The 17,076-nt window shown below is 62.6% G+C and carries 14 protein-coding genes and 1 pseudogene; 6 read left to right on the forward strand and 9 right to left on the reverse strand.

Annotated features, from left to right (window positions below):
- Window positions 1–973: 973 nt before the first annotated feature.
- From gpmI to PSOLE_RS16875, 3 genes are all read left to right on the forward strand, one after another.
- A complete protein-coding gene (gene gpmI, locus PSOLE_RS16865) occupies window positions 974–2,506 on the forward strand; it encodes a 2,3-bisphosphoglycerate-independent phosphoglycerate mutase (RefSeq protein WP_074858558.1) in 1,533 nt (510 codons plus the stop codon).
- A 165-nt stretch (window positions 2,507–2,671) separates the two neighbouring features.
- Window positions 2,672–3,913 carry a murein hydrolase activator EnvC family protein gene (locus tag PSOLE_RS16870; protein ID WP_074858563.1) on the forward strand — a complete coding sequence of 414 codons (1,242 nt, stop codon included), beginning with the start codon at window positions 2,672–2,674 and terminating at the stop codon, window positions 3,911–3,913.
- A 47-nt stretch (window positions 3,914–3,960) separates the two neighbouring features.
- On the forward strand, window positions 3,961–5,277 hold the full coding sequence (locus PSOLE_RS16875) for a S41 family peptidase (protein WP_074858566.1): 1,317 nt from the start codon (window positions 3,961–3,963) through the stop codon (window positions 5,275–5,277).
- 244 nt (window positions 5,278–5,521) lie between these two features.
- On the opposite strand, the gene PSOLE_RS16880 is transcribed toward PSOLE_RS16875, so the two are convergent.
- The 9 genes and pseudogenes from PSOLE_RS16880 to PSOLE_RS16920 all read right to left on the reverse strand — a co-directional run bounded on the left by PSOLE_RS16880 (window position 5,522) and on the right by PSOLE_RS16920 (window position 13,089).
- Window positions 5,522–6,277, reverse strand: a complete 756-nt coding sequence (locus PSOLE_RS16880; RefSeq protein ID WP_074858570.1) for a substrate-binding periplasmic protein — start codon at window positions 6,275–6,277, stop codon at window positions 5,522–5,524.
- A gap of 133 nt (window positions 6,278–6,410) precedes the next feature.
- On the reverse strand, window positions 6,411–7,166 hold the full coding sequence (locus tag PSOLE_RS16885; RefSeq protein ID WP_074858575.1) for a substrate-binding periplasmic protein: 756 nt from the start codon (window positions 7,164–7,166) through the stop codon (window positions 6,411–6,413).
- An 85-nt stretch (window positions 7,167–7,251) separates the two neighbouring features.
- Window positions 7,252–7,983, reverse strand: a pseudogene (locus PSOLE_RS25205) (substrate-binding periplasmic protein).
- A gap of 186 nt (window positions 7,984–8,169) precedes the next feature.
- Complete coding sequence (hisF, locus tag PSOLE_RS16895) at window positions 8,170–8,940, reverse strand: imidazole glycerol phosphate synthase subunit HisF (RefSeq protein WP_004374000.1); 771 nt, start codon at window positions 8,938–8,940, stop codon at window positions 8,170–8,172.
- Between the two features lie 77 nt (window positions 8,941–9,017).
- Window positions 9,018–9,755: a 1-(5-phosphoribosyl)-5-[(5-phosphoribosylamino)methylideneamino]imidazole-4-carboxamide isomerase gene (hisA, locus tag PSOLE_RS16900; protein ID WP_074858578.1), complete on the reverse strand. Its 738-nt coding sequence runs from the start codon at window positions 9,753–9,755 to the stop codon at window positions 9,018–9,020.
- Between the two features lie 40 nt (window positions 9,756–9,795).
- Window positions 9,796–10,050 (reverse strand): DUF2164 domain-containing protein, encoded by a 255-nt coding sequence (locus PSOLE_RS16905; RefSeq protein ID WP_074858580.1) that lies wholly within the window; start codon window positions 10,048–10,050, stop codon window positions 9,796–9,798.
- A complete protein-coding gene (gene hisH, locus PSOLE_RS16910) occupies window positions 10,050–10,688 on the reverse strand; it encodes an imidazole glycerol phosphate synthase subunit HisH (protein WP_074858582.1) in 639 nt (212 codons plus the stop codon). The genes PSOLE_RS16905 and hisH overlap by 1 nt, the downstream gene beginning before the upstream one ends.
- Window positions 10,689–11,282 (reverse strand): imidazoleglycerol-phosphate dehydratase HisB, encoded by a 594-nt coding sequence (gene hisB, locus PSOLE_RS16915; RefSeq protein ID WP_074858585.1) that lies wholly within the window; start codon window positions 11,280–11,282, stop codon window positions 10,689–10,691.
- 148 nt (window positions 11,283–11,430) lie between these two features.
- The gene (locus tag PSOLE_RS16920) at window positions 11,431–13,089 is read right to left on the reverse strand and encodes an OFA family MFS transporter (protein WP_088339331.1); all 1,659 of its coding nucleotides are present in this window, start codon (window positions 13,087–13,089) and stop codon (window positions 11,431–11,433) included.
- A 375-nt stretch (window positions 13,090–13,464) separates the two neighbouring features.
- Between PSOLE_RS16920 and PSOLE_RS16925 the strand changes: the two genes are divergently transcribed.
- From PSOLE_RS16925 to PSOLE_RS16935, 3 genes are read left to right on the forward strand one after another with little or no spacing between them, the layout of a single operon-like run.
- On the forward strand, window positions 13,465–15,690 hold the full coding sequence (locus PSOLE_RS16925; protein WP_074858598.1) for an AsmA family protein: 2,226 nt from the start codon (window positions 13,465–13,467) through the stop codon (window positions 15,688–15,690).
- Window positions 15,687–16,754 (forward strand): A/G-specific adenine glycosylase, encoded by a 1,068-nt coding sequence (gene mutY, locus PSOLE_RS16930; RefSeq protein ID WP_074858600.1) that lies wholly within the window; start codon window positions 15,687–15,689, stop codon window positions 16,752–16,754. The genes PSOLE_RS16925 and mutY overlap by 4 nt, the downstream gene beginning before the upstream one ends.
- A complete protein-coding gene (locus PSOLE_RS16935) occupies window positions 16,751–17,023 on the forward strand; it encodes an oxidative damage protection protein (protein WP_003464177.1) in 273 nt (90 codons plus the stop codon). The genes mutY and PSOLE_RS16935 overlap by 4 nt, the downstream gene beginning before the upstream one ends.
- Window positions 17,024–17,076: the final 53 nt, after the last annotated feature.

The raw sequence follows: 17,076 nt of genomic DNA on the forward strand, positions 1-17,076 counted from the left end.
TCCCCACACCCATCAGCGCCCCTTGCGGTTTGCCTGCCTGACCATGCTGCTGGTCAGGCGAGTGGTCGGGATTGCCACGTTCCCCGAGTCGCATCTATTCCCCGTTTAGGCTTCGTCTTTCCCCCGGTAGTCGTATTGGTACCGCAACGCATCATCCCACTGCGCTGTCCGACTACATGCCGATTTTGGCTAAGGCCAATAATTGCCGTAGGCCTATCCGTAGTTACGAAGGTTCAGGCGACGATTCACATGCGTTAGCCATGCGGGTTGGGTCATTAGCCTCGTTACGTCCGTGCAATTCGGACGTATAGCGTTCTCCGTCACCGGATAACACCCTCATAAGAGCGAGACATTGTTAATCGGGCTTCACGCCCCAGGGTTGGCCCCTGACGCATGCCGATCTAATGAACTGGCAGGTACATACCAGGCTCGGTGCTTCCTATACAAGCGAAGTTGAGCAATGCGATTCGGAGCTTTTCGCTCCGTGCTTGGTTCAACACCCTACAACGTCTCACGACGGTGAATTGGCTCACTGCCGGACGTGCAGGGGTGAGTTCTGCCCAGAGGGCAAATTCACCCTCGGGTCAGACATTTTTAGTAACAATTCGATGATAGCTGAACGTTACTATCCTGTTTCTGTAACCGCTCATTGACCCATTTTAGGGTTTGAACAGATACAGCTTTTGTTATCCATCCCCGCCAAAACGAAGCGTTTCCAGGGTGTGGATTAACCAGGCTGAGCCGGTTTGTTGAATGCTTTTTCGGGCTTCAAACCCCCTGATAGCAAGGGATTAAGGTGCCTAGGCGCATTAACCAAACCAAGCACGACACGCTCAACGTGTCGCACAATGCCGGCCAGTATACACAGCCCCACAGGTCGGCCAAACCCCGTCTGGCAGTGACGCGCCAGGCGCTTGGCCCTAAAATACCGGGCTGTTTCCTTGCCCCCTCAGACGCAGAGCGAGCCAGTTCAATGAGTGCCACGCCAAAACCCTTGGTTCTGATCATCCTCGACGGCTTCGGTCACAGCGACAAACCCGAGTACAACGCCATCCATGCTGCCAACACGCCGGTCTACGACCGCCTGCGTGCTACCTACCCGCACTGCCTGATCTCAGGCAGCGGCATGGACGTCGGCCTGCCGGACGGGCAGATGGGCAACTCCGAAGTCGGCCATATGAACCTCGGTGCCGGTCGCGTGGTGTACCAGGACTTCACCCGCGTGACCAAGGCGATTCGTGACGGCGAGTTCTTCGACAACGCCACGATCAACCAGGCCGTGGACAAGGCCGTGGCCGCCGGCAAGGCCGTGCACATCCTCGGCCTGCTCTCCGATGGCGGCGTACACAGCCACCAGGATCACATCGTCGCCATGGTCGAACTGGCCGCCAAGCGCGGCGCCGAGAAGATCTACCTGCATGCCTTCCTCGACGGCCGCGACACCCCACCGAAAAGCGCACAACCGTCCATCGAGCTGCTCGATGCCACATTCGCCCGCCTCGGCAAGGGCCGCATCGCCAGTCTCACCGGCCGCTATTTCGCCATGGACCGCGACAACCGCTGGGACCGCGTCGAGCAGGCCTACCACCTGATCGTCGACGGCGCCGGCCAGTTCAACGCCGCCAGCGCCGTTGAAGGCCTGCAAGCCGCCTACGACCGTGGCGAGAGCGACGAGTTCGTCAAGGCCACCACCATCGGCACGCCGGTGCAGGTGGAAGATGGCGACGCCGTGGTGTTCATGAACTTCCGCGCCGACCGCGCCCGCGAACTGACCCGAGCCTTCGTCGAGCCTGGTTTCAAGGAATTCGAGCGCAAGCGTGCACCGCAGGTCGGTTTCGTCATGCTCACCCAGTACGCAGCGAGCATCCCGGCGCCCAGCGCCTTCGCTCCGGAAGCCCTGACCAACGTGCTCGGCGAATACCTGGCGAAGAACGGCAAGACCCAGCTGCGCATCGCCGAGACCGAGAAATACGCCCACGTCACCTTCTTTTTCTCCGGCGGTCGCGAAGAGCCGTTCGAGGGCGAAGAACGCATCCTGATTCCGTCGCCGAACGTCGCCACCTACGACCTCAAGCCGGAAATGAGCGCGCCGGAAGTCACCGACAGGATCGTCGATGCCATCGAGAACCAGCGTTATGACGTGATCATCGTCAACTACGCCAACGGCGACATGGTCGGCCATACCGGCGTGTTCGAGGCGGCGGTCAAGGCCGTGGAAACCCTCGACCGCTGCGTCGGCCGCATCACCGAGGCGCTGGAGAAGGTCGGTGGCGAAGCGCTGATCACTGCCGACCATGGCAACGTCGAACAGATGGAAGACGAGTGCACCGGCCAGGCGCACACCGCCCACACCTGCGAGCCAGTACCGTTCATCTACGTTGGCAAGCGCCCGGCGCGTATCCGTGAAGGTGGCGTGCTGGCCGATGTGGCGCCGACCCTGCTCACGCTGATGGGCCTGCCACAGCCGGCCGAGATGACGGGCAAGACCATCGTCGAGCTGCAATAAGACGCAAGCATCGTAGCCTGGATGCAATCCGGGGAATCTCCCCCCGGATTGCATCCAGGCTACGCGTCACGTTCGCTCTTCTAGCTGCTTGTGGCTTGCAGCTTGCCGCCGGTTTTTTAGGCATACTAAGCGCCATTCGCTACTCCGCCAGGTATCGCCCCGCCCATGCTTCGCATCCTTGCCCTGATTCTGCTCAGCAGCCTGATCGCTCCGGCCATCGCCGATCAGCGCGCCGATACCCAGCGCCAGCTGGAAGCGGCGCGCCAGGACGTCGCCGAGTTGAAGAAATTGCTGGAGAAACTGCAGCAGGAAAAATCCGGCGTGCAGCAGCAGTTGAAGAAAACCGAAACCGAGATGGGTGACCTGGAAGGCCAGGTCAGGGAACTGCAGCGCGAACTCAAGGACAGCGAGCAGGAAATCCGCCGCCTGGATCAGGAGAAAAAAAAACTCCAGAGCGCACGCACTGAACAGCAACGGCTGATCGCCATCCAGGCGCGCGCGGCCTATCAGAGCGGCCGTCAGGAATACGTCAAGCTGCTGCTCAACCAGCAGAACCCGGAAAAATTCTCCCGCACCCTCACCTACTACGACTACCTCAGCCAGGCGCGCCTCGAACAACTCGCAGCCTTCAACGAGACCCTGCGCCAACTGGCCAACGTCGAACAGGAAATCACCCGCCACCAGGCCCAGCTGCAGGCGCAGAAGGCAGGCCTGGATGAACGCCACGCCAAGCTCGCCGAGGCGCGCAAGGAGCGCCAGCAGGCATTGGCCAAGCTCAACCGCGACTTCGCCAGCCGCGATCAGCGACTCAAGGCGCGCCAGCAGGAACAGGCCGAACTGGGCCGCGTACTGAAGACCATCGAAGAAACCCTGGCGCGCCAGGCGCGCGAAGCCGAGGAGGCACGCAAGCGTGCCCTGGCCGCACAGCAAGCGCGCCCGGGTAACCCGGCAAGCGCTCCGGCCAGCGGCCCTCTGGTCAGTACCGGCGCCGTCTACGGCGGGCCTTTCGCCAGTGCACGCGGCAAATTGCCGTGGCCGGTAGATGGCCGATTGGTAGCACGCTATGGAACCCCGCGCGGCGGCGACGCTCGTACTAAGTGGGATGGCGTGCTGATCGGTGCACCTGCCGGTACTCAGGTACGTGCCGTGCACGGCGGTCGCGTGGTTTTCGCCGACTGGTTGCGTGGCGCCGGTCTGTTGGTCATTCTCGACCATGGCAATGGTTATCTGAGCCTGTACGGCCACAACCAGAGCCTGCTGAAGAATGCCGGAGACGTGGTCAAGGCCGGCGACCCCATCGCTACCGTTGGCAGCAGCGGCGGTCAGGAGGCTTCGGCACTGTACTTCGCCATTCGCCAGAACGGTCGCCCGAGTGATCCGGCACAGTGGTGCCGCGCGCAGGGATAGTCAGGCCTCGAGTCTGATGGCGCCTCATTCATTTAGGAGTTCTTTTCATGTCTCATCGCTTCCGCCCCACCTGCCTGGCCCTGGCCCTCGGGCTGCTGCTCGGCGCTCCAGCCCTGCATGCCGCCGAGCCGGCCCCTGCGCCGGCAGCAACGGCGAGCGGCAAGGCTCCGCTGCCGCTGGATGATCTGCGTACCTTCGCCGAGGTGATGGACCGCATCAAGGCCGCCTATGTCGAGCCGGTGAGCGACAAGACCCTGCTGGAGAATGCCATCAAGGGCATGCTCAGCAACCTCGACCCGCACTCGGCCTACCTCGAGCCGGAAGCCTTCGCCGAGCTGCAGGAAAGCACCAGAGGCGAGTTCGGCGGCCTGGGCATCGAGGTCGGCATAGAGGATGGCTTCGTCAAGGTGGTCTCGCCTATCGACGATACTCCGGCATCGAAGGCCGGTATCCAACCCGGCGACCTGATCGTCAAGATCGATGGCCAGCCGACCAAGGGCCTATCGATGATGGAAGCCGTGGACAAGATGCGCGGCAAGGCCGGCAGCAAGATCGAACTGACCCTGGTGCGCGACGGCGGCCGCCCGTTCGACCTGACCCTGACCCGCGCCGTGATCAAAGTGCGCAGCGTCAAGAGCCAGATGCTCGAAGACGGTTACGGCTACCTGCGTATCTCGCAATTCCAGGTCAACACCGGCGAGGAAGTCGGCAAGGCGCTGACCAAGCTGCGCCAGGAGAACGGCAACAAGAAGCTGCGCGGCCTGGTCATGGACCTGCGCAACAACCCGGGCGGCGTGCTGCAGGCCGCCGTGGAAGTGGCCGACCACTTCCTCAAGAGCGGGCTGATCGTCTACACCGAAGGGCGTATGGCCAACTCCGAGCTGCGCTTCAACGCCGACCCGGCCGATGCCAGCGAAGGCGTACCACTGGTGGTACTGATCAATGGCGGTAGCGCCTCGGCTTCGGAAATCGTCGCCGGCGCGCTGCAGGATCACAAGCGCGCGGTACTGATGGGCACCGACAGCTTCGGCAAGGGCTCGGTGCAGACCGTGCTGCCGCTGAACAACGACCGCGCGCTGAAGCTGACCACGGCACTGTACTTCACCCCCAATGGCCGTTCGATCCAGGCCCAGGGCATCATCCCCGATATCGAAGTGGCGCGCGCCAGGGTTACCCGCGAGCAGGACGCCGAAGGCATTAAGGAAGCCGACCTGCAGGGCCACCTGGGCAATGGCAACGGCGGCGCGGATCGCCCGAGCAAGGCCGCACAGGCAACACGCGCCGAACGCCCGCAGGACGACGACTACCAACTGAGCCAGGCGCTCAACCTGCTCAAGGGGCTGAACGTCACACGCGGCAACTGAGCCAAGCCGACCAGATAAGGCTCCCGAGGCACCTACCATAGGTGCCCCGGGAGCCGGCATCGCTACAGAATCGTAGGAGCCGGCTTGCCGGCGATGCTTTTCGCCAGCAACGCCGGATGGCTATCGATACGTCGGATCGCCAGCAAGCTGGCTCCTACAGGCTCATCTTCCTATGCCTCACTGACAGGCATCACCGTTTCCGCAGAGCGCCGCAAAGCCGCCTAGTTCGCGCTATCGCACGGAGTTACAGGTAATTCTCGGTAATGTCGTCGATAAAGCCTTCGCTGCGCAGCTCATCCAGCGCCCTCTGCAGACGCTGCACCACCTCATCCGGGGTGTCCTTGTTCAGCGCCAGGTACAGCTCGGCATCATTGAAGCGCAGCACCGTGTTGAGGCCGCTGACATCTTCCTGCTTGGCCAGGTAGCGACCGACCGGATCGGTGGTGGCCCACAGGTCGATTTGCCCGCGCACCAGCTTCTTCACGTTCTCCTGGTCACGCAGGGCGTTTATCGGAGCTAGCCCCTGGCTTTCCAGGTGCTGGCTGACCGCATCGTTCTTGTAGGCACCGACGCGGTACTTGGCGGCATCCTGCAGGCTCGACACCTTGATATCGCTGCCCGGGGCGGCGAGCAGCACCCAGCCGGTCTTGGCCAGTGGGCCGACCCATTTGAACAGCGGCTTACGCTCTTCGGTATAGGTGGTGGAGAACAACCCGTAGTTGGGCTTGTCCAGGGTCAGGCGATAGAGGCGATCCCAGGGGAAGCGCAGGGTCAGGGTGTAATCGATGCCGGCACGCTTGAACATCTCGCGCACGATGTCGGCACTGATGCCATCGATGCCGTCGTCACGTGCGAAGTTCTTGTCGTCCACCGCCATGTTGAAGGGCGGGAAATTCTCGGTCAGCAGCACCACCTTGTAATCCTGCGGCAACTCCGCGTGGGCGGAGCCGCACAGCATGATCAAAGCGACAAACAGGCTTTTCTTCAGAGTATTCAGCATAAGACGTACCGCTCGCATGATTTTGGTTATGGCTAGCGACATCCCTGCATGGGCCCGAGCCCGCTCATTGGCACTCAGCGGCTCTGCCATCCATGGCCAGCGACCGGCTCGTGGCCGGTCGCGTGTTCGGTGCTTACAGGTAGTTGTTCAGCGTCTCGTCGACAAAGCCTTCGGCGCGCATCTGATCCAGCGCGGCCTGCAGCTTGGCGACGATCTCGTCAGGCATTTCCTTGTTCAGCGCCAGGTACAGCTCGGCGCTGTCGAAGCGCAATACCGTACGCAGACCGGAAATACCCTCCTGCTTGGCCAGGTAACGGCCGGCCGGGTCACCAGTGGCCCATAGATCGATCTGCCCGGCCATCAGCTTGCGCGCATTTTCCTGATCACGCAGCGAAGTGCTGTGTTCGACGCCCTTCTCGGTGAGGTATTGGGAGATGGCATCGCCCTTGTAGGCACCGATGCGATACTGCTTGGCCTCGTCCAGGCTGGTCAGGCTGAGCGGGCTGTCGCCCTTGGCCAGTAGCACCCAGTCGTCCGGGCCGATGGGGCCAACCCATTTGAACAGTTGCTCGCGTTCCGGCAGACGGGCAGTGACGAACACGCCATAACCTGGTTTCTCCAGGGCCAGCTTGTAGATGCGGTCCCAGGGGAAACGCAGGGTCAGGCTGTACTGGACTCCGGCACGCTTGAACATTTCCCTGACGATATCCACGGCGATGCCATCGATATTCTCTTCCTGGGCGAAGTTCTTGCCATTGACCGCCATGTTGTAGGGCGGGAAGTTCTCGGTCAGCAAAACCACGCTGTAATTCGGATCCACTTCGGCGCGCGCGACACCGGTCAGCACCACAAGGGTGCCGCCCAGCGCGACCAGCAGGCGTTTGAACATGGCATTTCTCTTTCTAGTAATGAGGCAGACCGCCACAGGATAACCGCCAAGCCCTCCCCGGCCCAGCGATTGCCGGCAATCTCACTCAGTAGCGGGCCTCGATGCCCTTCAATGCACCCTCGGCCCGCAATGCGTCCGGGGCACTGTGCAACTTCTGAACCAGCTCATCCGGGGTTTGCAGATTGAGCGCCAGGTAAAGATCTACCGAGTTCAAGTGCTGAACGACCTTGAGACTATCCACACCTTCCTGGCCGGCCGTGAGCGGACCGGCCTGACTGGAGGCGATCCACAGGTCGATCTAACCTTTGTCGAGTTTCCGGACGTTTTCGGCATCACGCAGTGCAGCCTGCACCTCTATGCCTCTGTCCAGCAGGAACTGGGGCTTGGCATCGCCTTTGTAGCCGCCTATCCGGTATTGCCGCGCGTCTTCGATGCTGGCCAACTGGATCGGGCTGTCGCTCTTGGCAAAAAGCACCCAGTCGTACCTGGAAATGGGCCGACCCATTTGAACAGGCTCTCACGCTCCGCTGTGCGCGCGGCACAGAACACCCCATAACCGGCATCGTCCAGCGTCTGCTGGTATACGCGCTGCCAGGGGAAACGCAGGATCTGCTGGCACTCGACCTCTGCACGCCCGCATACCGCACGCAGAATATCCGAGCTGATACCGGTGACCCTTCGTCACGGGCATAGTTGGTACCGGATACCGACACATTGAAAGGAGGCATATTTTCCGTCAGCAGCACCAACGGCGCTGCGTGGGCAATGCTGAGGCCAGATGCAAGGGCCAGGTGGTTACGAATCGAAGAAGAAAGATGCAGACTCCGTGTCGAAATGCTCGGCGACAAGCAGCCCCGTGCAATCGCGCGGGTTCTCAAGGCTTGTGATTAGCGCGTAATGCTAGCTGGATCGCTGGCACTTTGCCGTCGACTCGCCCGCAGCTTTCGCACCCGCATTGTCGAGTCCGCCACAAGGCCGCAACTGCGGCCCGAGAATAGAAAACCTAGCGCACCACGATGCCACGGCTGGCCAGATAGGCCTTGGCCTCAGGCACGGTGTATTCACCGAAGTGAAAAATACTCGCAGCCAGCACCGCGTCGGCCTTGCCTTCGAGAATACCGTCGGCCAGGTGCTGCAGGTTGCCGACACCGCCGGAGGCGATCACCGGCACGCGCACGGCCTCGCTGATGGCGCGGGTCACACCGAGGTCGTAACCGCTTTTGACGCCGTCCTGATCCATGCTGGTGAGCAGGATCTCACCGGCGCCCAGCCCTTCCATCTTGCGCGCCCACTCCACGGCATCGAGGCCGGTCGGCTTGCGCCCGCCGTGAGTGAAGATCTCCCAGCGGCCCGGCTCGCCCGGTGCGGACACACGCTTGGCGTCGATGGCGACGACGATGCATTGCGAGCCGAAACGCGCGGCGGCTTCGCCGACGAACTCAGGGTTGAACACCGCGGCGGTGTTGATCGACACCTTGTCGGCACCGGCATTGAGCAGGTTGCGAATGTCCTGCACGGTGCGCACGCCGCCACCGACGGTGAGCGGGATGAACACCTGGCTGGCCATGCGCTCGACGGTGTGCAGGGTGGTATCGCGGCCATCGACGCTGGCGGTGATGTCGAGGAAGGTGATCTCGTCGGCGCCCTGCTCATCGTAGCGACGAGCGATCTCCACCGGGTCACCGGCATCGCGGATGTTCTCGAACTTGACGCCCTTGACCACGCGGCCGTTGTCCACGTCGAGGCAGGGGATAATGCGTTTAGCCAGTGCCATACGGAGCTCCCGTAGGGTGGGTGCAACCCACCGATAAAGATTGCGTCAATTGCGGCGGGTTTCACCCGCCCTACGGTTTAACCCTTGAAGTTATCGCAGAAGCTCTGCGCCTCGGCCACATCCAGGGTGCCTTCGTAGATGGCGCGGCCGGTGATGGCGCCGATGATGCCGGGCGAACGCGCCAGCAGCAGCTTCTCGATATCACCGAGGTTATGGATACCGCCGGAGGCGATCACTGGGATGCGGCTGGCGGCAGCCAGCGCGGCGGTGACTTCGACGTTGCAGCCCTGCATCATGCCGTCTTTGGCGATGTCGGTATAAACGATTGCCGAGACGCCATCGGCCTCGAAGCGCTTGGCCAGGTCGGTCGCCTGCACGCTGGAGACTTCCGCCCAGCCATCGGTGGCGACGAAACCGTCCTTGGCGTCCAGGCCGACGATGACCTTGCCGGGGAAGGCCTTGCACGCCTCGGTGACGAACTCGGGCTCTTTCACCGCCTTGGTGCCGATGATCACGTAGCTGACGCCCGCGCGCACGTAGTGCTCGATGGTTTCCAGGGTGCGGATGCCGCCGCCGATCTGGATCGGCAGGGTCGGGTAGCGCTTGGCGATGGCGGTAACCACTTCACCGTTGACCGGCTGCCCTTCGAAGGCGCCGTTCAGGTCGACCAGGTGCAGACGACGGCAGCCGCCCTCGACCCACTTGGCTGCCATGCTCACCGGGTCATCGGAGAACACCGTGGAGTCTTCCATGCGGCCCTGACGCAGACGCACGCAGGCGCCGTCCTTCAGATCGATAGCGGGGATAATCAGCATCGGTTGAACCTGCTCAAGTCTTGAAAACGAAAAAGAAGGGTCAGCTCATTTCGAGCGCCCAGAGATCGCTCTCGATGCTGTCGAACCTGTCTTTCAGGTGCGCCTGCACATCGAGAATCGCCTTGTTGTAATAGTGCGGCGCCAGCTCGCGGGTGATCTGGTCGAGAACTTCCTGCACTTCGAAGGTGCCCAGTTGCACCTCGAAACGCTCATCGAGAAAGCGCTTCAGCATCAGCAGCGCAGCCTGCTCCTGAGCAGGCTCGAGCGCCAGGCTTGGCACCTTGGCGCGGGCCATTACCAACGACCGTCCCAGGCGGCGAAGTTCTGCAGCAACTGCAGACCGTGGGTATGGCTCTTCTCCGGGTGGAACTGCACGGCGAAGCGCGAGCCTTCGGCCAATGCCGCAGCGAAGTCCTTGCCGTAGTGGCCACGACCGACCACCTGTTGCGGCTTGCCGGCCTCGATGTAGTAGCTGTGCACGAAGTAGAAGCGCGCCTGGTCGGGAATGTCGTGCCACAGCGGATGCTTCACCGCCTGGCTGACTTCGTTCCAGCCCATGTGCGGCACCTTGAGGCGCTCGCCGTCTTCGTTCAGATCCTTGCCGAAGAAGCGCACCTGACCGGGGAACAGGCCGATGCAGTCGACGCCGTCGTTTTCCTCGCTGCGCTCGAGCAGCGCCTGCATGCCGACGCAGATACCGAGGAATGGGCGGTCGGCGCTGACTTCTCGCACCAGCTCGTCGAAGCCCAGACGCCTGATCTCGGCCATGCAGTCGCGGATCGCGCCGACACCGGGAAACACCACGCGGTCGGCTTCACGGATCACCTTGGCGTCGGACGTCACCAGTACGCGGCCGGCGCCGACGTGTTCCAGCGCCTTGGCCACCGAGTGCAGGTTGCCCATGCCATAGTCGATTACGGCTACCGTCTGCATTTACAGGCAGCCCTTGGTGGAAGGCATCTGCCCGGCCATGCGCGGGTCCAGCTCCACGGCCATGCGCAGCGCGCGGCCGAAGGCCTTGAACACGGTCTCGATCTGGTGGTGGGTGTTGTGCCCGCGCAGGTTATCGATGTGCAGGCTGACCAGCGCGTGGTTGACGAAGCCCTGGAAGAATTCCTGGAACAGATCGACGTCGAAGTTGCCAACCACCGCACGGGTGAACGGCACATGCATCTGCAGGCCCGGGCGACCGGAGAAATCGATCACCACGCGCGACAGCGCTTCGTCCAGCGGCACGTAGGAATGGCCGTAACGGGTCATGCCCTTCTTGTCGCCGACGGCCTTGGCGAAGGCCTGGCCGAGGGTGATGCCGACGTCCTCGACGGTGTGGTGGTCGTCGATATGCAGATCACCCTTGCACTCGATATCGAGATCAATCAGCCCATGACGGGCGATCTGGTCGAGCATGTGCTCGAGAAAGGGCACACCGATATCGAAGCGCGCCTTGCCGGTGCCATCCAGATTGATCGAAACCTTGACCTGCGTCTCCAGGGTGTTGCGCTCGACGAATGCCGTACGTTCGGCCATCACCAGCTCCACAAAATTGCCAACGGAAAAAGGCCAGTATTATAGGCGGGGCAGGGCGGCAACGGCTACCGGCGATGGTCGGACGGGCAGATACGAAAAAGCCCGCGCAGGCGCGAGGCCTGAGCGGGCTTTTCCCAGAGGCGCGACGTTACTGGAACAGCACGACGGTCTTCTGCAGGGTGATCCACACACCCCAGGCCAGCGGAATACCCACCACCAGCCAGGCGGCAACCGCCACCGGCTTGCTCGACGGATCAGCCGACCACTCCAGCTCGCTCGCTGCCGGCGCCGACTTCTCGCCATGGGCGCGCTCGGCGGCCAGCTCGGCCTCGGTCATGAAGTACTTCGGCGCCACCGGACGCACCAGGGCGTTGCAGATGAAGCCCAGCACCAGCAGGCCGGCGAGGATGTACAGGGTGATGTCGTAGGCTGCCGCCTTCTCCACACCGATGCTCAGCTGATATTCGCGCAGGTAGTTGACCAACACCGGGCCGAGCACACCGGCCACCGCCCAGGCCGTCAGCAGGCGACCGTGGATCGCGCCGACCATCTGTGTGCCGAACAGGTCGGCCAGATAGGCCGGCACGGTGGCGAAACCACCGCCATACATCGACAGGATCACGCAGAACGCCAGCACGAACAGCGCCAGACTGCCCAGCTGACCCAGCATCGGCACCGCAGCATAGAGCGCGAAGCCCAGGCCGAAGAACACGAAGTAGGTGCCCTTGCGCCCGATGAAATCCGAGCAGGAGGCCCAGAAGAAGCGGCCACCGATATTGAACAGGCTGAGCAGACCGGTGAAGCCCGCAGCGATAGCGGCGATCTCGACCAGTTGCGTGGAGCTGAGCTCGTTGAAGGCCAGGTCGACACCGATCAGCTTGCCGGCGAAGACCTCCTGCAGCAGCGGCGAAGCCATGCCGATGATGCCGATACCGGCCGACACGTTCAGGCACAGTACGGCCCAGACCAGCCAGAACTGCGGGGTTTTCCACGCGGTATTAACGTGCACGTAACCCTTGGTGATCATCGCGTTGTTGGCCTTGGCTGCCGGCGCGGTCCAGCCCGCCGGTTTCCAGCCGGTCGGCGGCACACGGTAGGACAGCGCGCCGCCCATCATGAAGACGAAGTAGATCACCGCCATGACCACGAAGCTCTGCCACACACCGACACCTTCAGGCGAAGCGAAGTGGTTCATCAGCATCGCTGCCAGCGGCGCACCGACCATCGCACCGCCACCGAAACCCATGATCGCCATACCGGTGGCCATGCCACGCTTGTCCGGGAACCATTTGATCAGGGTCGAGACCGGCGAGATGTAACCCAGGCCGAGACCGATGCCACCGATCACCCCCGAGCCCAGCCAGAGCAGCCAGATCTGATGGGTATAGATACCCAGCGCGGAAATCAGCAGACCGCCGCACCAGCACAGTGCGGAAACCACGCCTGCCTTGCGCGGACCGGCATGCTCCAGCCAGCCACCCCAGATGGCAGCCGAGCAACCGAGGAAAACGAAGAACAGGGTGTAGATCCAGCCGAGCATGGAAATCTGCCAGTCGCAGTTGCTGGCGAAGACTTGCTCGAAGAAACCCATTTCCGGGGCACAGGCCGTGGCAGCGGTGATACCGACCGCCTTCGACAGCGGCAACCAGAACACCGAGAAGCCATAGGCCATGCCGATGCACAGGTGAATGGCGAGGGCGGCTGGCGGAACCAACCAACGGTTGAAACCAGGGCGCGCGATGATGCGCTCCTTGGACAGAAATGCAGGCTTCGCCACATCGCCGTCCAATACAAAGGCGTCAGTCATAGGTGTGTCTCTTCTTATGGTTACGAGCAAGCAAAGGCGACCGCATCAGCCCACCAAGGCAAAAGCTTGCGGAGAGTAGCACCAGGGCGCGACAAATCGCCGCGCAAGAAGCCATTTTTTATCAATTTATGCAGTTTTTTTGCTTTTCCCGCAAAAACCCAAAAGACCCTATCTATGGCGCGATAGATGGTGTCGATACACCCCACCCTTGCACGCCTTATTTGCTTGCCGGGGAACCGCCCGCAGTGTTTTCCATCCAAACTCGAGCCGGTTACCGCCCACCCGCCTTGCCAGGCGCCTGGCCGTGAGGCATGGCGTTATAATCGGCGCTCATCTGCATCCGCCATTCCAGCTCTCAAAACCAAGGACCCGTTCATGAAAGCGTTAGGCAAGATCCTGGGCCTGTTCCTTCTCGGCTTACTGCTGATCGTAGTGGCGCTGCTGTTCGCCCTGACTCATCTGTTCGATCCCAACGACTACAAGGACGAGATCCGCCAGATCGCCCACGACAAGGCCAATCTCGACTTGCAGCTCAAGGGTGACATTGGCTGGAGCCTGTTTCCCTGGCTGGGCCTGGAACTGACCGACGCCACCCTGGCCAGCGCCGACACCCCGGACAAACCCTTCGCCGACCTGCGCATGATCGGCCTGTCGGTGCGCGTGATGCCGCTGCTGCGCAAGGAAGTGCAGATGAGCGATATCCGCGTCGACGGCCTCAACCTCAATCTGCAGCGTGACGATAAAGGCCATGGCAACTGGGAAGGTGTCGGTCGCCCCGCTCAGGCCAGCACAACGCAACCCACACCCAGCGAGCCGGCGCCGAGCGCAGAAACGCCGCCGAGTCAGCCAAGTGACAAACCAGCCGGCCAGTCGCTCAAACTGGATATCGACAGCCTGACCCTGAGCAACTCGCGCATCGACTACAGCGACGCGCAGAAGGGCCAGCAATTCACCGTCGAGAACATCGAGCTGAAAACCGGCGCCATCCGCGAAGGCGCCAGTATTCCGGTCAAGCTCAGCGCCTTCTTCGGCACCAATCAGCCGGTGCTGCGCGCACGCAGCGAGGTGGAGGGCGCACTGCGCTTCGACCGCGCGCTCAAGCGCTACCAGTTCGAAGACCTCAAATTGAGCGGCGAAGCCTCGGGCGAGCCGCTCAAGGGCAAGACCCTGAACTTTTCCGCCCAGGGCCAGTTGCTGCTCGACCAGGCCGCCAACGTCGCCGAGTGGAATGGCCTCAAGCTCTCCGCCAACCAGTTGCGCGCCCTCGGCGAAATCAAGGCACGCGAGCTGAATCAGGACGCGAAGATCTCCGGCGGGCTGTCCATCGCCGCGCTCAACCTGCGTGAGTTTCTCGACGGTATCGGCGTCGAACTGCCGGCCATGCAGGCCAGCGATAGCCTCAGCCAGTTCGAACTGGTCACCCGCCTGAATGGTTCGCGCCAGGGCATGATGTTCGAAGAGCTCAACCTCAAGCTCGACGGCAGCACCTACACCGGCAGCGCCGGCGTGAGCGACTTTGCCAAACAGGCGCTGCGTGCCGATATCAAGGGCGACAAGCTCGATCTGAACCGCTACCTGCCGCCCAAAACCCAGGACAGCGCCGCTGCCGCACGCAAGGCCGAAGTCAAGGAAAGCATCGCTGACGCCGGCAAGGACGGCACCACCCCGCTGCCCAATGCGCCGACCCAGCAAGCCTGGAGCAGCGAGAAAGTGCTGCCGGTGGATCACCTGCGCAAACTCGACCTGCAACTGGCCCTCAGCCTCGCCCAGCTCACCTATGACAAGCATCAGCTCAGCGACGTCAACCTCAAGGCCAATGGCCGTGGCGGCCTGATCACCGTGGAAGAAGCGCGCGGCAAACTGCAGGGCGGCAGCTTCGTCGGTAATGGCCGCATCGATGTGCGCCAGGCCGAGCCGATGCTCAGTCTGGAACAACGCATCAGCCGCATGCCGCTGGAACCACTGCTGAAGAAGGACGATCAGCCGTCGCCGATCAAGGGCCTGCTCAACCTGGATGCCAAATTCAACACCCGCGGCAACAGCCAGAAGGCCTGGATCGAAGCGCTCAACGGCAATGCCAGCTTCGTCCTCAATGATGGCGTGCTGGTCGACGCCAATCTCGAGCAGCAGCTGTGCCGTGGCATCGCCACCCTCAACCGCAAGGCGCTGAGCAACCCGCCAACCGGCAAGGACACCCCCTTCCGCGAACTCAAGGGCAGCCTCAGCGTGCGCGACGGCGTCGCCCACAACCCAGACCTCAAGGCTCAGGTGCCGGGCCTGGCAGTCAGCGGCAACGGCGACCTCGACCTGCGCGTGCTCGGCCTCGACTACAAGGTGGGCATCGCCCTGGAGGGTGACCAGCGCGAAATGCCCGATCCGGCCTGCCAGGTCAACGAGCGCTACGTCGGCATCGAATGGCCGCTGCGCTGCCGTGGCCCGCTGGAGCTGGGCGCCAAGGCCTGCCGCCTGGATCAGGACGGCCTCGGCAAGATCGCTGCACGCCTGGCCGGCAACAAGCTGACCGAGAAGTTGGAAGAAAAACTCGGCGACAAGGTCAGCCCGGATCTGAAAGACGCACTCAAGGGCCTGTTCAACCGATGAGTCCCGAGCAATTCAACGGCGCCGTACTGGCCTGGTACGACCAGCACGGGCGCAAGGATCTACCCTGGCAGCAGAACATCACGCCGTATCGCGTCTGGGTCTCGGAAATCATGCTGCAGCAGACCCAGGTCAGCACCGTACTCGGCTACTTCGACCGTTTTCTGGCCGCGCTCCCCACGGTGCGCGACCTCGCCGAAGCGCCGGAAGACGAAGTGCTGCACCTGTGGACGGGCCTGGGCTACTACACCCGCGCCCGCAACCTGCAGAAAACGGCGCAGATCGTCATGCGTGAGCACGGCGGCGAGTTCCCGCGCAACGTCGATGCGCTCAGCGAACTGCCCGGTATCGGCCGCTCCACCGCCGGCGCCATCGCCAGCCTGAGCATGGACATGCGTGCGCCGATCCTCGACGGCAACGTCAAGCGCGTGCTGGCGCGCTACGTGGCGCAGGAGGGCTATCCGGGCGAGCCGAAGGTGGCCAAACAGCTGTGGGACGTCGCCGAGCGCTTCACCCCGCACGAACGGGTCAACCACTACACCCAGGCGATGATGGACCTCGGCGCCACCCTGTGCACCCGCAGCAAGCCGACCTGCCTGCTGTGCCCGGTGCGCAGCGGCTGCCAGGCCCATCTGCTCGGTCTGGAAATCCGCTATCCCATACCGAAGCCACGCAAGACGCTGCCGCAGAAACGCACCCTGATGCCGATTCTGGTTAACAATTCCGGTGACATCCTGCTCTATCGCCGCCCGACCACTGGCCTGTGGGGCGGCCTGTGGAGCCTGCCAGAGCTGGACGATCTCGCTCAGCTCGAAAGCCTCGGCCAGCAGCAACAGCTCACATTCGGCGCACGCCGCGAACTGGAAGGCCTGACCCACACCTTCAGCCACTTCCAACTGGCCATCGAACCCTGGCTGATCGAAACCACCGAGCAACCCAGCCGCGTGGCCGAGGTCGACTGGCTCTGGTATAACCTCGCCACCCCGCCGCGCCTGGGCCTCGCCGCCCCGGTGAAGAAGCTGCTGAAACGCGCGGCGCAAGCCATTACCGCTGGAGAACCGACATGACCCGCACCGTACAGTGCCGCAAATACAAACAGGAACTGCCCGGCCTGGATCGCGCGCCCTACCCCGGCCCCAAGGGCGAAGACATCTTCGCCAACGTTTCCAAGCAGGCCTGGGACGAATGGCAGAAGCACCAGACCATGCTGATCAACGAGCGCCGCCTGAACATGATGAACGCCGAAGATCGCAAGTTCCTGCAGACCGAGATGGACAAGTTCCTCTCCGGCGAGGAATACGCCCAGGCCGAAGGCTACGTGCCGCCAAGCGAATAAGCATGCCTGTGGGAGGGGCTTCAGCCGCGACAACCGCCGCATATCCATGCCCG

It is taken from the genome of Pseudomonas oleovorans subsp. oleovorans, assembly GCF_002197815.1.
In the GTDB taxonomy this organism is placed as follows: Bacteria; Pseudomonadota; Gammaproteobacteria; order Pseudomonadales; family Pseudomonadaceae; genus Aquipseudomonas; species Aquipseudomonas oleovorans.